The 14,958-nt window shown below is 73.7% G+C and carries 10 protein-coding genes; 5 read left to right on the plus strand and 5 right to left on the minus strand.

The genetic code is table 11. The annotated features are described in order from the left end of the window. Window positions 1-6 precede the first annotated feature (6 nt). On the minus strand, window positions 7-1,800 hold the full coding sequence (locus MILUP08_RS19865; protein WP_007460874.1) for an ABC transporter ATP-binding protein: 1,794 nt from the start codon (window positions 1,798-1,800) through the stop codon (window positions 7-9). Between the two features lie 80 nt (window positions 1,801-1,880). Here MILUP08_RS19865 and MILUP08_RS19870 point away from each other — a divergent pair, with 80 nt between their 5' ends. Both MILUP08_RS19870 and MILUP08_RS19875 read left to right on the plus strand, forming a co-directional pair. Further along, window positions 1,881-2,312, plus strand: a complete 432-nt coding sequence (locus MILUP08_RS19870) for a MarR family winged helix-turn-helix transcriptional regulator (RefSeq protein ID WP_007460875.1) — start codon at window positions 1,881-1,883, stop codon at window positions 2,310-2,312. A 132-nt stretch (window positions 2,313-2,444) separates the two neighbouring features. Further along, window positions 2,445-4,229 (plus strand): N-acetylglutaminylglutamine amidotransferase, encoded by a 1,785-nt coding sequence (locus tag MILUP08_RS19875; protein ID WP_007460876.1) that lies wholly within the window; start codon window positions 2,445-2,447, stop codon window positions 4,227-4,229. A 36-nt stretch (window positions 4,230-4,265) separates the two neighbouring features. On the opposite strand, the gene MILUP08_RS19880 is transcribed toward MILUP08_RS19875, so the two are convergent. From MILUP08_RS19880 to MILUP08_RS19890, 3 genes are read right to left on the minus strand one after another with little or no spacing between them, the layout of a single operon-like run. After that, complete coding sequence (locus MILUP08_RS19880) at window positions 4,266-5,399, minus strand: carboxylate-amine ligase (RefSeq protein WP_007460877.1); 1,134 nt, start codon at window positions 5,397-5,399, stop codon at window positions 4,266-4,268. Between the two features lie 46 nt (window positions 5,400-5,445). Continuing rightward, the gene (locus MILUP08_RS19885) at window positions 5,446-6,666 is read right to left on the minus strand and encodes an RNA polymerase sigma factor (RefSeq protein ID WP_007460878.1); all 1,221 of its coding nucleotides are present in this window, start codon (window positions 6,664-6,666) and stop codon (window positions 5,446-5,448) included. Between the two features lie 2 nt (window positions 6,667-6,668). Next, window positions 6,669-7,022: a YciI family protein gene (locus MILUP08_RS19890; RefSeq protein WP_007460879.1), complete on the minus strand. Its 354-nt coding sequence runs from the start codon at window positions 7,020-7,022 to the stop codon at window positions 6,669-6,671. Between the two features lie 280 nt (window positions 7,023-7,302). Between MILUP08_RS19890 and fxsA the strand changes: the two genes are divergently transcribed. From fxsA to MILUP08_RS19905, 3 genes are read left to right on the plus strand one after another with little or no spacing between them, the layout of a single operon-like run. Further along, window positions 7,303-7,494, plus strand: a complete 192-nt coding sequence (fxsA, locus tag MILUP08_RS19895) for an FxSxx-COOH cyclophane-containing RiPP peptide (RefSeq protein ID WP_007460880.1) — start codon at window positions 7,303-7,305, stop codon at window positions 7,492-7,494. Between the two features lie 2 nt (window positions 7,495-7,496). After that, a complete protein-coding gene (locus tag MILUP08_RS19900) occupies window positions 7,497-8,726 on the plus strand; it encodes an FxsB family cyclophane-forming radical SAM/SPASM peptide maturase (RefSeq protein ID WP_007460881.1) in 1,230 nt (409 codons plus the stop codon). Beyond that, on the plus strand, window positions 8,723-10,450 hold the full coding sequence (locus MILUP08_RS19905) for an aKG-HExxH-type peptide beta-hydroxylase (protein WP_007460883.1): 1,728 nt from the start codon (window positions 8,723-8,725) through the stop codon (window positions 10,448-10,450). The genes MILUP08_RS19900 and MILUP08_RS19905 overlap by 4 nt, the downstream gene beginning before the upstream one ends. 587 nt (window positions 10,451-11,037) lie before the next feature. Here MILUP08_RS19905 and fxsT read toward each other — a convergent pair. Continuing rightward, complete coding sequence (fxsT, locus tag MILUP08_RS19910) at window positions 11,038-14,949, minus strand: FxSxx-COOH system tetratricopeptide repeat protein (protein WP_007460886.1); 3,912 nt, start codon at window positions 14,947-14,949, stop codon at window positions 11,038-11,040. Window positions 14,950-14,958: the final 9 nt, after the last annotated feature.

Consider the following 14,958-nt stretch of genomic DNA (forward strand, 5'->3'; position numbering starts at 1 on the left):
TCCGGGTCAGGCGGCCAGGGTGGCGTAGCGGCCGTTGCGGTCGAGCAGGCTGGCGTGGTCGCCGGACTCGACGATGCGGCCGTGGTCGAGCACCGCGATCTGGTCGGCGTCGCGGACGGTGGACAGGCGGTGGGCGATGGTGATCGTGGTCCGCCCCTGCGCGAGCACGTCGAACGCCCGCTGCACGGCGCGTTCGGTCTCCGTGTCCAGCGCGCTGGTGGCCTCGTCGAGGACCAGGATGCGCGGGTCGCGCAGCAGCGTACGGGCGATGGCGAGCCGTTGCTTCTCGCCGCCGGAGAACCGGTGCCCCCGGGAGCCGACCATCGTGTCGTAGCCGTCGGGGAGGCCGGCGATGAGGTCGTGGATCTGGGCGGCGCGGGCGGCGGCCTCGATCTCGGCGTCGGTGGCGTCCGGCCGGGCGTAGCGCAGGTTCTCCCGGACGGTGGTGTGCAGCAGGTACGTCTCCTGGCTGACCACGCCGACGATCGCGGCCAGGTCGGCCAGGCGCAGGTCGCGCAGGTCGACGCCGTCGATGGTGATCCGGCCGGCGGTCGGGTCGTGCAGGCGGCTGACCAGGCCGGCGAGGGTGCTCTTGCCGGAGCCGGTCTCGCCGACGAGGGCGAGGCTGGTGCCGGCGGGCACGTCGAGGGTGATGCCGGCGAGGGCTGCGGTGTCGCTGCCGGGGTAGCCGAAGGTGACGTCGGACAGGCGCAGGTGCCCGCGGACCCGGGCGGGGTCGAGGCGGACCGGGTCGGCGGGGTCGGCCACGTCGATCGGCAGGTCGAGGTACTCGAAGATGCGGGCGAACAGGGCCAGCGAGGCGGTCAGTGACACGCCCACGTTGAGCAGGCCCATCAGGGGCCGGAACAGGCCGCCCTGCAGGGCGGTGAAGGCGACAAGGGTGCCGATGCTCAGCGTGCCGGCGGTGCCGGGCAGGCCGGCGGCGAGGTAGATGACGGCCGGTACGGCGGCGAAGATGATGCTCATCGAGGCCATCCGCCAGCGGCCGGCCAGCTCGCTGCGCAGCTCCAGGTCGACGAGGCGGGCCGAGGAGGCGGCGAACCGCTCGATCAGGGCGGGGCCGGTGCCGAGGGTCTTGGCGAGCTGGACCCCGCTGATCGACAGCCCCTCCTCGACTGTGACGTTGAGGTCGGCGAGTTCGCGCTGGCGCTGGTCGGTGATCTCGCGGCGCATCCGGGCGACCCGGCGGGTCAGCCAGATGGCCGGCGGCAGCACCACGACCGAGACGAGGGAGAGCTGCCAGGAGAGCGCGACCATGGCGACGGCTGTGGCGACGACAGTGGTGAGGTTGGCGGCGACGGCGGTGGCGGTGGAGGTGACCACCGACTGCATGCCGCCGATGTCGTTGGTGATGCGGGACTGCACCTCGCCGGTGCGGGTGCGGGTGAAGAAGCCCAGCGACTGCCGCTGGAGGTGGCTGAACACGTCGGTGCGCAGCCGGTGCATGACCCGCTGCCCGACCTGCGTGGAGATCCAGGTCTGGACGACGCCGAGGGCGGCGGTCACGGCGGCCACCGCGACCATGCCGAGGACCAGCCAGACCAGCAGGGTCACGTCACCCTGCGGGAGGGCACTGTCGATGACGGTACGCAGCAGGAACGGGCTGGCCATCGCGACGATCGAGGAGAGCACGATGATCGCGGTGACGATGATCAGCGCGGGTCGGTGCGGGGTGAACAGGCGGCCGATGCGACGCAGGGACACCTGGCGGGCCTGCGTCGTCTCTTCGGGGCTGACGGTGCGGTGGCCGCGGTCGCGGCGCGTGGGGGTGGGTTCCAAGGGGCACTACCTTCCGTTCGGGATATGCTGAGGTTACCTCAACATGAGGTAGCAACGGTATCGGCTGCTACCGTATTCCGGTGACCGAGGACACCACCACCGACAGCGGCGACGAGAGCCTGGCCGAGACGTTCTGGGCGGTCGCGTCCCGTCTGCGCCGACAGACCCGGGATTCGTTGGCGCCCTGGGACGTCACCCCCAGCCAGTCCCGGGCGCTCGGCGTGCTCGGGCGCCATGGAGAGGTACGCCCCGGCACGCTCGCCGAGCACCTGCACATCGCGCCCCGCTCGGCCACCGAGGTCATCGACGATCTCCAGGCCCGAGGGCTCGTCGAGCGCCGACCCGACCCGGGCGACCGCCGGGCGACCCTTGTCGCGCTCACCGCCGAGGGCACCCGGATCAGCGCCGACATCCGGGCCGCCCGCCGCGCCGAGGCGGACCGCTTCTTCGGCCACCTCGACGACGGCGACCGCGCCGAACTGGCCCGCATCCTGCGCACCCTGCGCGCCTGAGACCAGCGGGTTTGCCCCCGCCGCGCTTGGGTAGCCAGCGGCCCCGTTCGTTAGCCGGACCCCGCCACCACCAGCCGGGGAGAGGTGACAGGAGGCGCTGATGTCTGCCCTGAACCACCACCGTCCCGGCTGATGTGCGGGATCAGCGGGGAGGCGCGCTTCGACGGCCGGCCGCCAGACGCGGCGGCCGTCACCCGGATGACCGAGGCGATGCGCTCGCGCGGCCCGGACGACGAGGGCCTGTGCGCCGACGACTGGGTGATCCTCGGACACCGCCGGCTGACCATCATCGACCTGTCCGATTCCGGCGGCCAGCCGATGGTGCGCGACGACCTGGGCCTGGCGCTGGTCTTCAACGGCTGCGTCTACAACTACCCCGAGCTGCGCGAGGAGCTGCGCAACGCCGGGTACGAGTTCCACTCGACAAGCGACACCGAGGTGATCCTGGTGGCGTACGCCCACTGGGGTGAACGCTTCGTCGACCACCTGGTCGGCATGTTCGCGATCGGGCTTGTCGACCGGAACCGGCGGCGGCTCGTCCTGGCCCGCGACCGGCTCGGCATCAAACCGCTCTATCTCGCCGAGACCCCCGGGCGGCTCCGGTTCGCCTCCACCCTACCCGCGCTGCTGCGCGCCGGCGACGTGGACACCGGCATCGATCCGGTGGCGCTGCACCACTACCTGTCCTGGCACTCCATCGTGCCGGCGCCCCGGACCGTGCTGCGCGGCGTCCGCAAGCTGCCACCGGCCACGGTACGGGTGATCGAGGCCGACGGGCGCAGCCGGGAGCAGGTGTACTGGCAGCCCGACTACGTGCGCGAGCCGGCCGACGCGGGCATGGACGCCGCCGACTGGCGGGCCGCGATCGGCGACGCGCTGCGCACTGCCGTACGGCGACGGCTGGTCGCCGACGTCCCGGTCGGGGTGCTGCTCTCCGGCGGCCTGGACTCCAGCCTCATCGTGGCGCTGCTCGCCGAGGCGGGCCAGGAGCACCTGCGCACGTTCAGCATCGGCTTCGACAGCCGGGGCGACGAGTCCGGCGACGAGTTCCACTACTCCGACCTGGTGGCCCGCGCGTACGACACCGACCACCACCGGATCCGGCTCGCCGACGACGACCTGGCACCCGCCGTACGACGGGCGGTGCTGGCCATGACCGAGCCGATGGGAAGTCACGACGTGGTCGCCTTCCACCTGCTGTCGGAGCAGGTGGCGCGGCACGTGAAGGTGGCGCAGTCCGGGCAGGGCGCCGACGAGGTGTTCGCCGGCTACGGCTACCACCAGCCGCTGACCGGGGCGCCCCGCCACGGCGCGGCCGAGACGTTCGCCGCCGCCTTCTTCGACAGGGACCACGACGAGCTGCGCGCCATCGTCGGCCCGGCGTACACGCTGGAGCACGACGCCAGTCGGGACCTGCTCACCGAGCACCTCGCCGCGCCCGGCGCGCAGACCGCGCTGGACGCCGTGCTGCGCCTGGACACCCACCTGATGCTCCCCGACGATCCGGTCAAGCGGGTGGACAGCATGAGCATGGCGTGGGGGTTGGAGGTGCGCACGCCGTTCCTCGACCAGGACCTGGTCACCCTCGCCGCGCACTGCCCACCGGAGCACAAGGTGGCGCAGGGCGGCAAGGGCGTGCTCAAGGAGGTCGCCCGGGAGGTGCTGCCGGCCGAGGTGATCGACCGGCCGAAGGGCTACTTCCCGGTGCCGGCGCTGCGCAACGTGGACGGGCCGGTGCGCGAGCTGGTGGCCGAGGCGTTGCAGGCCCCTGTCGCGCGCGAGCGGGGGCTGTTCCGACCGGAGTACGTGGCGCGGCTGCTCGCCGAGCCGGACCGAGCCGAGGCCGCCGCCGGCAGCAACAAGCTGTGGCAGCTCGGCCTGCTGGAACTGTGGTTGCAGACCCACGACATCCGCTGAACCGCACCGCCGTACCCGCCAGACACGGGCCGCCCGTCAGCCGGCGGCGGTCTGGACGGCGAGGTCGTCGATGACCGCGCGCAGGTCGCCGGTGTGCTCCAGCACCCGTCGCTGTCGGGTCGCGCCGGTGCCGTCGCGACGCAGCCGGGCCAGTTGGGCCAACACGTACCCGAGGTCGCCGTGGCGCAGCAACGCCGGGGCGATCGCCGCCATCAGGTCGTCGACCAGGTCCCAGGCCGGTCGGGTGCCGCCGGCCCGCAGGTCGATCAGTTCGCCGTCCAGGCCGTCGTGGGCCGCCCGCCAGTGCGCCGCGGCGACGAGGCAGTCGCGCACGGGCGAGGCGGGCACACCGGCGCGTACGTCGTCGGCAAGCGTCGCGACCAGGCTCCGAACCAGGGCGGCGACCAGCACGGCGTCGTCCACGGTCGGGCAGACGTCACCGACGCGGACCTCCACCGTCGGGTACGCCGACGACGGCCGGGCGTACCAGTAGACCATCGCCGCGTCCAGCATGATGCCGGCGGCGATCAGCTCGTCGACGGTGCGGTCGTAGTCGGCGACGGAGTCGAAGTACGGCGTGGGGCCGATGCTGGGCCAGCGTTCCAACTGCATCGACCGCCAACTGGCGTGGCCGGTGTCCTGCCCGTCGTGCAGCGGCGAGTTGGTGGTGATCGCCTGCACCACCGGCAGCCACACCCGCAGGTGGTTGCAGACCTGCACGGCCAGCTCCCGGTCCGGCAGCCCGACGTGCACGTGACAACCGCAGACCGCCGGGTCGTGCGCCACCGGCCCGTACCGGCGTGACATGGCGTGGTAGCGCGGCCGGTCGGGCACCGTCCGGTGCGGCTCGGCCACCGGGGTGGCGCCGACCGCCACGAGCCGGGCCCCGGCTGCGGCGGCGGCCTCGACGGCGGATCGGCGCAGCGCCACCAGGTGGGTGCGCAGCTCGGTGAGGTCGGCGCAGACCGGCGTGACCATCTCCACCATGCTGTGCCGGAACTCCTGGCGGCTCTGGTCGCGGGCCGGGCCGCGCAGCGCGGCCAGCACCTGGTCGGCCACCGGCAGGTTCCGGCCGCTGTCCGGGTCGAGGAGCAGGAACTCCTCCTCGACGCCGAGGGTGAGCGTGCCGAGGTCGGGCACGGTGTCGACGGTCGTCGGACGGTACGCCATGGCCCCTCCCATCCCCTGCTGTGGCCGGCCGCTCGGCTTTCCCGGCCTACCCCGGTGACAAACGCGCGCTCAGGGCCGTGGCGCGTGCGGTGAGGAAGGCGCGTTCGGCCGCGTTGTCCGTCAGCGCGGCGGCTGTCCGGTACGCCTCGACGGCCTCACCGGCGCGGCCGAGCCGGGCCAGCAGGTCGGCGCGGACGGCGTGCCGCACGTGGTAGCCGTCCAGGTCGAGGCGGTCCACCTCGGCCAGCGCCACCGCCGGACCGGCGACCTCGGCGAGCGCGACGGCCCGGTTCAGCGCCACCACCGGGCCGGGGGCGACCACCGTCAGCTGGTCGTACAGCTGGAGGATCTGGCCCCAGTCGGTGCCGGCAGCGCGAGGCGCGGCGCTGTGCACGGCGGCGATCGCGGCCTGGATCTGGTACGGCCCCGGCCGGTCGCGGCGCAGGCAACGACGCACCAGCGACTGCCCCTCGGCGATCAGCGCGCTGTCCCACAGGTTTCGGTCCTGCTCGGGGAGCGGCACCAGCTCGCTGTCCACAGTGGTCCGCGCGCCCCGGCGGGACTCGGTGAGCAGCATCAGCGCGAGCAGGCCCAGCGCCTCCGGCTCGTCGGGCATCAGCTCGACGAGCAGCCGGGCCAGCCGGATCGCCTCGACGCACAGTTCGGCGCGGACGAGCTGGGGGCCGGCGCTGGCCGTGTAGCCCTCATTGAAGATCAGGTAGAGCACGGCGAGGACGGCGTGCAGCCGGTCGGGCAGGTCGGCGTCGCGGGGTATCCGGTACGGGATCCGGGCGTCACGGATCTTCGACTTGGCCCGGACCAGCCGTTGCGCCATCGTCGGCTCGGGCACCAGGAACGCGCGGGCGATCTCGGCGGTGCTCAGGCCGCCGAGCAGGCGCAGGGTGAGCGCGACCCGGGTGGCCGGGGCGAGCGCCGGATGGCAGCAGGTGAAGATCAGACGCAGCCGGTCGTCGCGCACGGGTCCCTCCTCGGCGGGTGGATCGGCGGCGCGCAGCAGAGCCGCCTGGGCGTGCCGGTCGGCCCGGGACGCCTCCCGGCGCAGCCGGTCGATGGCCCGGTTCCGTGCCGTGGCGATGATCCAGCCGGCCGGGGCGGGCGGCAGGCCGGCCTCCGGCCACCGCCGCACCGCGATGACGAACGCCTCCTGGACCGCCTCCTCGGCGAGGTCGATGTCGCCGAGGAGGCGGGCCAGCACGGCGACCGCTCGGCCGTACTCGGCGCGGAACACCGCCGCCACATCGAGCACGGTCAGTCTCCGGCCCCGGGCCGGAAGGGGCGGACCTCGATCGGCAGGGTGGTGGCCAGCGCGTAGCGTCGACCCCAGTCCAGGGCGGCGTCCAGGTCCGGCACGTCGATGATGGTCACGCCGCCCAGGTACTCCTTGCCCTCCACGAACGGTCCGTCGGTGACCAGGACGTCACCGTCGCGGACGCGCAGCACCGTGGCGGTCTCCGGCCCGTGCAGACCCTGGCCGAAGACCCAGGACCCGGCGGCTGCCAGCTCGTCGCGCAGCTCGCCGACCTCGCGCATCACCTGTGCCAGGAACTCCGGCTCCGGCACCCCACCCTGGGGCTGGTGCATGCTGAGCAGGTAGAGCGTCATCGTTCCTCCTCGTGGCGGCCGGCGCGACGCCGACCTCTCATCCTCCATACGAACGACTACCGCCCACCTCGACAGGCCGGCCGGAAAAAAATCGGCCGTCCCGGCCGCGGGTGTGCAACCGTCCGCCGGCGGCCCCTGTCGTACGCCAGGTAACGGCACGGTGGCCAGCGCGTACGGGCTGCGGTGTCGCGCCGTCCGGGGCCGGGTGCGATGGTGTAGAAAGGCGGAGTGAGCGCAGCGGTGACGCAGGTGCCGGTCTTCGACCGAAGGACGGTCCACGGTGGCTGACCACGACCAGCCGCCCATCCCCCGCACTGTCGGCACCGCTCTGGTGCAGCTCGGCGACGTACCCCTGGCGGATCTGCTGGCCGGCGCCGGTGACGGCGTCCTGGCCCACGTGCTGGGCTCGTTGGTCGCCGAGGGTGAGCCGGGCCGGCCCGGCGACGTGTCGGCGTTCGAGTCGAGCTTCTGACCGTGCCGGCCGACGCCCCGCCGTCGGCCACCCGACACCGCCCTGCCGTGGCCGCGCCCCGCATCCGCCAGGTGGTGCTGAAGGTCCACTCGCGATGCAACCTGGCCTGCGACTACTGCTACGTCTACCAACACGCCGACCAGGACTGGCGGGCCCGGCCACGGGTCATGGGCCCCGGCACCGTGCGCCGGGTCGCCGACCGGCTCGCCGCGCACGTGGCCCGGCACGGCACCGACCGGCTCCGGGTGGTGCTGCACGGCGGGGAGCCGCTGCTCGCAGGCCTCACCGTGCTCGACCGGACGGTCCGCACGCTGCGCGCCGCGATGCCCTCCGGCGTCATGGTCGACGTGGCGATGCAGACAAACGGGCTGCTGCTGGACGAGGCGGCGCTCGACCTGTGCCACACGCACGGCATCGACGTCGGGGTGAGCGTCGACGGCGACCGCGCCGCCAACGACCGCCACCGTCGCCACGCCGACGGGCGGGGCAGCTTCGACGAGGTGGCTGCCGCGCTGCGCCTGCTGAGCCGGCCCGAACACCAGGCCCGCTACGCCGGTCTGCTCTGCACCGTCGACCTGGCCAACGACCCGATCGCCGTCTACGAGGGCCTGCGGGAGTTCGACCCGCCCCGACTGGATCTGCTGCTGCCGCACGGCAACTGGACCGCTCCCCCACCCGGACGCCACCCCGACGACCCCGCCACCCCGTACGCGGACTGGCTGATCGCCGTCTTCGACCGCTGGTACGCCGAGACGCCCCGGCGGACCGGCATCCGGCTGTTCGAGTCGGTGATCGCGCTGCTGCTGGGCGGACGCAGCGGCACCCAGGCGCTGGGCGCCGCCGAGCCGGACGTCATGACGATCGAGACCGACGGCACCATCGAGGGCACCGACACGCTCAAGACGACCACCGCGTCGGCGATGCGGACCGGCTTCGACGTCTTCCGGCACAGCATCGACGAGGCGCTGCGGCACCCGTCGCTGGCCGGGCGTCCCACCGGAACCGCGGCGCTCGCGCCGGCCTGCCGGGCCTGCCCGGTCGTCGACGTCTGCGGCGGCGGCCTGTACGCGCACCGCTTCCGCGACGGCGCCGGCTTCGTCCACCCGTCGGTCTACTGCCGCGACCTGCTGCGGCTCATCGGGCATGTGCGGACGGTGGTGACCGCCGACCTGGCCGCGCTGCGCCGCCGCGTCACCGCGGCGAGCGTGCCGACGCCGGCGGCCCAGCCGTGACGGCCCCGCTGTCGGCGGCGCAGCTCGCCGGGCTGGCCGGCGGCCACGGGGACGCCGCCACGGTCGCGGTGTTGCGCGGCGGGCAGCTCGGTCGCCGTCGCCTGCTGACCGTCGCCGCGGCCCGCGCCTGCCACGGCGAGCCACTGGTCCGGCAGAGTCTGGACCTGCTCACCCGGGCCGAGCACGCCGACCCGGCGGCGGTCGCCGCGGTGCTGGCCCACCCACCGGTCACCGGATGGGCCCGCGCCGCGCTCGACGGCGCCGCCGGTCCCGTCTACCTGGCCGCGCTCGCGGCGGCGGCGGCGACCCGCGCCGGGCTGACGTTCACGCTGACGCTGCCCCGCCCGGCCGACGGTGTGCTGCCGCTGCCCACCGTCGGCGCGGCGACGGGCCTGCCCCTGGACAGCCCGGTGCGGTTGTGCGGCGAGGCGGGCACGCTGCGGATCGACGCCGGCCGGGGCGGCGCGCACGACGACGGCGTACGGATCGAGGCGGGCGGTGGCCGGCTGCTCGACGCGGGCGTCGGCGGGATCGGCTGGTTGCCGGTGCGCAGGACCACGCCGTTTCCCGCGGTCGAGGTGCTAATCGACGACCAGGACCCGTGGCGCGACTGCTACCACCGGCCGTCCGCGCCCCGACTGGACGACGTGTCGGCCGACCGACTGGACCGGCTCACCGTCGAGGCCGGTAGGTGGCTACGGGCCCACCTTCCGGCGCACGCCGACGCTCTGGCCGGGCTGCTGCGCACACTCGTGCCGCTGCGACCGCCGCCCTCGGGCAACCCGGTGAGCGCCACCAGCAGGGACGCGTTGGGCGCCATCGCGCTCTCCGTGCCGGTCGACGCGCGTACCCTCGCGCTGCTGCTCGTCCACGAGTCGCAGCACACCAAACTCGGCGCGCTGCTCGATCTGGTCCCACTGCACCGGGTAGGTGGGCAGGCCCGCTACCGGGCACCCTGGCGACTGGATCCGCGCCCGGTCGGCGCGCTGCTGCAGGGCGCGTACGCGCACCTGGGGGTGGCCGAGGTGTGGCGCTGCCGACGGCACGAGGGCATCGCCGCCGCGTTCGAGTACGCGTACTGGCGGGAGCAGACCATCCGCGCGGTCCGGCAGCTCGCCGACGCGGCCGAGCTGACCGAGGCCGGCCGGTCGTTCGTGGCCGACATGGCGAGCACCCTGCGCGGCTGGCGTGACCCGGTCGACGGCGCGGTCGAGGCGGCGGTGCGCGACGTGGCGGACGCCGGCGCGGTGCGCTGGGGCCTGGCCAACCTGGTCCCCGACCCGGACGACGTGGAGCGCCTGGCGCGCGCGTGGCGACAGGGCGTGCCACCGGATGCCGGCCGTTCGGTGTCGACAGTCGTCCCGGCCGCGGCCCGCCCCGCCCTCACGGTGGGCGGCGGTCCCGAGGGCGCCGTCCGCCATCGCCTCCTGGGCGCCGGCGGGCCGCCGGGGTCGAGCCCGAGCGACCAGGCGTACGCGGCGGGCAACCGGGAGGACGCGTTGGCCGGGTACCGCCGACGTGTAGCGGCCGACTGCGGGGACGTCGACGCCTGGGTGGGGCTGGCTCTGAGCGCCCACCACACCGGGCAGCCGGCGGCGGCCGGGGTGCTGACCAACCGGGCCGAGCTGGTGCGGGCGCTGAGTCACACGCTTCCCGACGCCGACCCGCTCGCGCTCGCGGCCTGGCTGGCGCAGCCCACCCCACCGGTCGCCCGCGGGCAGTAACGCCGCCGGGCCCGGGAATCGACGCCTGGGCGCAGTCGCGTCCTTTGCTCTGCTTCAACGGACGCAACACCCGCGGCCACGCGGGGTGTTGCGGGCCGCCGGACGCCCCGCCGGGGGTGCAGTCCGCGTCCTTTGCACTGCTTCAACGGACGCAACACTCGCGGCCACGCAGGGTGTTGCGGGCCGCCGGACGCCCCGCCGGGGGTGCAGTCCGCGTCCTTTGCACTGCTTCAACGGACGCAACACTCGCGGCCACGCAGGGTGTTGCGGGCCGCCGGACGCCCCGCCGGGGGTGCAGTCCGCGTCCTTTGCACTGCTTCAACGGACGCAACACTCGCGGCCAATCTCTGTTGCGTGGAGTGAAGCAGAGCAAAGGACGCACGAGAGGTGGCCGAGGCGGAACCGAGACGCGACCGAGGCGGGACCGCGACGCGACCGAGCCGGGACCGCGACGCCGCCGGGGCGTGGCCGCGCAGGACGGCGAGGCGGCGAGGCGAGGTGGCGAGGCGAGGTGGCGAGGCGAGGTGGAGGCGAGGTGGCGAGGCGAGGCGAGGTGGAGGCGAGGTGGCGGGGCGGGGCGGGGCGGGTCAGAGCAGCGCCGGTTCGATGTAGGCGTTGGAGCGTTCCCGCTGGCGGGCCTGCATCACCCGGGGGTTGTCACCGCCGAAGAGCTGCACCAACTGACCGAACGCCTCGTCGTAGAGGGCCCGGCCGGCGTCCGCCTCGCTCTCGGTTGCCTGCCGACTCAACGCCAGGTTGACCGAGGCGGAGAGCGTGTCCGGGTGCTCGGCGCCCAGCGCCCGGGTCAGCTCCACGTACGCGGTGGTGTCCAGCAGCAGGGCGTTCTCCCGGTCGCCGAGGGCGAACAGGTCGTTGGCCAGGTTGAGGGTGGCCAGCAGGGTGTGCGGGTGTCGGTCGCCGAGGCTGGTCAGCAACTGGTCGCGGACCCGCTGGGACAGCTCCCGGGCCTGGATGTGGTCGCCCTGCTTGCGCAGCAGCACACCGAGGTTGTTCAGGCAGGCCAGGGTGATGGCGTGCGACTCGCCGAGCACCTCGTTGTAGCCGTCGCGCAGGCGACGTGCCACCCGCAGGGCGGTCTGGTTGTCGCCCACCGCCGACCAGGTGGTGGCCAGGGCCATCTCGGCGGAGAGCGTGTCGGCGTGCTCGCCGCCGAGGGTGCGCTGGTAGCGGACCACGGTCCGCTCGATCAGCCGGTGCGCGTCGGTGAAGCGCCCGAGCTGACGCAGGGTCAGTGCCAGTTCCTTCGCCGTCCGCAGGGTCTCCGGATGGTCCGCGCCGATCACCTTCTGCTGCGTGGTGTACGTGCGTTGCAGCACGCTGTGCGAGCGCCACAGCTCGCCGGTGTCGCGCAGACCGCGTCCGTAGTTGCTGGCCGAGGCGAGGGTGGACGGGTCCTCCTCCCCGAAGCGGTCCCTCCGCCGCTCGTGGATGTGCTGGTCGAGCGCGGCGGCGCCGCGGAAGTCGCCGACCAGGCGCAGCGACACAGCGAGGTTGTTCTCCGCGGTCAGCGTACGGCCGCTGTCGTCGCCGAAGCTGCGCACGCTCAGCTCCAGGGTGCGCCGGTCCTGAGCCTCGGCGTCGTGGTAGAGGCCCTGGGCGCGCAGGTCCGCGCCGAGGCTGCGGGCCGTCATCAGGGTGTAGAGGTGCTCCTCGCCGAAGATCCGCCGCTGCCGGTCGTAGACGTCCCGGTCGATCTCGAACGCACCGTCGAAGTGGCTCTGCGCGCGCAGGACGTTCGCCAGGTGGAAGCGCATCCGCAGCTTGGTGGGGTCGTCCTGGTCGGTGTCGCGCCACGCGGCCAGCGACTCCTCCGCCAGGGCGCGGCTGGTGTCGTAGTCGCCCCGGCGGTAGAGGTAGCGCACGATGTCCACGACCAGTTGCCGCGCCTCGTCGACAGTGGACAGGTGCAGACCGCTGGGGCGCACGTGCGGCCACAGCTCGGCGTAGCGCGGCCAGTTGACCGGCTTGTCGGGGTCGCGTGGGCTGGCGGCGGCGAGCAGCAGCTGGGCCTCCCGGCGGGCCTCCTCGGGGTCGGCCAGCTGGTCCTGGATGACGAGCTGGACCAGCCGGTGGATCCGCACCGAGTTGTTCTCCGCGTCGACCTGGGCCAGGCCGTAGCGGCCCAGCTCGGCGGTGACCAGGCCCTGCAGGATCGGGTCGGTGAGGGTCGGGTCGATCGGGGCCATGAAGCTGGCGAAGCGGTCACCGGTGAGCATCGCGACCGGGATCGGCTCCGGCGCGTAGAACGAGCACAGCTCCAGCAGCCGGGCCGCCGCCGGTTTCTCCTCGCGCAACTGACCGAGGGTGAACAGCCAGGTGGCGGCGAGCGCCTTGGAGTAGCCGGCGGACTGCCGGCCGTCGAGGATGCGCAGCAGGCCGGGAGTGTCCAACGAGCTGAGGTACTTTTCCACCTGCATGGCGCTGGCCCGCAGGTACGCCGCGCCCTGCTCGACGGCGAGCGGCAGGTCGCCGAGCTTCTCGGCCACCTGGGCGGCCTCGTCCTCGGTGAGCCCGCGGACCCGGTCGCGCAGCAGTTGGACGCTCTCGGTGCGGTCGAAGACGGTCAGCTCGGTCGCGGTGGCGTACTCGCTCCAGCTCTGGTCCCGGGTCGTGAGCAGGACGTGGCCGGGGCCCTGCGGCAGCAGCGCCCGGGTGGCGCGGGTGGGTTTGTCGGCGTTGTCCAGGATGATCAGCCAGCGCCGGTCGGGGCCGGCGCGGCGTAGCGTGTCGAGCACCCGGCGGGCCGCCTCGGCGCCGCCGCCCGTGCCCAGCCCCATCGCCTGGCCGAGGTCGCCGAGACCGCCCCGGATGCGGTCCTCGCTGTCCGCCGGGATCCACCAGACCAGGTCGTAGTCGCGGCCGAAGCGCAGCGCGTACTCGGCGGCGAGCTGGGTCTTGCCGACACCGCCGAGGCCGTGCACGACCTGCGTGGCCGAGTCCGGCGAGGTGGTGAGCCGGTCGCGCAGCGCCTCGAGCTGGGCCGCGCGGCCGACGAACGGCGTCCCGTGCTGGCGGACGTTGGAGATCGTCGGGAACGGGCCGGGGAACCGGCCGACCGTGCGCCCGCCGACCGTGACCGTCGCCGTTCCGGCCGCCTCCAGCAGCCGGGTCCGCGCGGTGGACGCGTCGGCGTCGGTGAGGTCCACCGGGCTGTGATCGCTGTACGGGACGGTCAGCCGCGACTCGTCGACCCGCAACGGCACCAGCACTCCCCCGCCGCCGAGCTGGTCGCGGCCGGTGGCCGTCTTCCACACTTCACCCGCGAGCGGGGTGCTCGCGTAGTGGCGCGTGAGCACGGCCAGCACCCGGCTGGCGCCGCCGACGGCCCGGTCGAACTCGGCCCGCCCGCCCGCGTGCAGCGGCACGTCCAGGGCACGGCGATCCACGCGCAGCCCGGCGTCCTCCAACTGATCGGTGATCCACTCGGCCCAGAGCCGGTCGGCCGAGGCGTAGCTGAGCAGTACGGCCTGCTCGGCGGTGAGCCGGCTGCGTTCGAACTCGGCAAGGGAGCGGCGTCGGTCCGGCTCGCGCATCGGGTCGAGCTGGGTGATCCGCCCGTCGGTGATCACCGAGGCGAGCTGCTCGTACGCGGCCAGCAGCGTGCCGACCTGCTCGGGCCGGTCGCCGAACGCGGCGAGGATCTCCTCGTAGGCGTAGAACGTGCGGTATGGCACCTCGATGGTGTTCCAGTAGCGGGCGGCCGCCGCGTCGGAGAGGTGGTCGAGGAACGGGGCGAACTCGGCGCGGACCAGGTCGCGGCCGGTCTCCAGCTTGCGCAGTTCGGCGTCCTCCACGCGCATCGGCACCGGCAGCAGCAGCGGCGGGTCGTCGGGGCGCTGGCTGCGGATGGAGCGGGCCACCGCCGCCGCGCCACGGATGCTCTGGGTGGACATGGTGAAGCAGTTGACGACCAGGTCGGGCAGTTGCACGGTGCAGATGCCGGCGACGTCGCTGAGGCCGGTGCGGCTGTCGATCAGCACGACGTCGTACTCGGCGCGCATCTGCGCCCGGACGGCGTCGATGAACGACGCCCCGCCCTGCCGCTCGTAGAAGTTGGCCCAGTCGAAGGTGCTCACCAGCCGGGAGTACGCCGAGTCCTGCTGACCGGCGGCCACGAAGTCGATCACGCCGCCGTGGCTGAAGTCCCAGTTCAGCGAGACCGCACGGCGTTGGATCTTGGCGTGGCCGCTGAGGAGTTCCTGGGAGTCCTCGTCGCGGTTGCGCTGCATCGTCGCGATCGAGTAATCCCAGATCATCTCGATGACACCGGGGGTGGCCCGCAGCTCCTTGTCGCGCAGGAACGGATGGAAGTAGCGGTGCAGGCCCGGAGACTCCAGGTCCCAGTCGACGACCAGCACCTGCAGACCCTGGCTGGCCAGGATCCAGGCCACGTTGGCCAGCGCCATCGTGCGGCCGGTGCCGCCCTTGTACGAGTAGAAGGTCACGATCTGGCCGCGTGCCGTCTCGTTCACCGCCATGGCGTGCCT

It is taken from the genome of Micromonospora lupini str. Lupac 08, from assembly GCF_000297395.2.
GTDB classification, from domain to species: Bacteria; Actinomycetota; Actinomycetes; order Mycobacteriales; family Micromonosporaceae; genus Micromonospora; species Micromonospora lupini.

Excerpts from the sequence above, each read along its gene's own strand:
- MILUP08_RS19880 (WP_007460877.1), bottom strand. The coding sequence starts at position 5,399 with ATGGCGTACCGTCCGACGACCGTCGACACCGTGCCCGACCTCGGCACG.
- fxsT (WP_007460886.1), bottom strand. The coding sequence starts at position 14,949 with ATGGCGGTGAACGAGACGGCACGCGGCCAGATCGTGACCTTCTACTCG.
- MILUP08_RS19875 (WP_007460876.1), top strand. The coding sequence starts at position 2,445 with ATGTGCGGGATCAGCGGGGAGGCGCGCTTCGACGGCCGGCCGCCAGAC.
- MILUP08_RS19890 (WP_007460879.1), bottom strand. The coding sequence starts at position 7,022 with ATGACGCTCTACCTGCTCAGCATGCACCAGCCCCAGGGTGGGGTGCCG.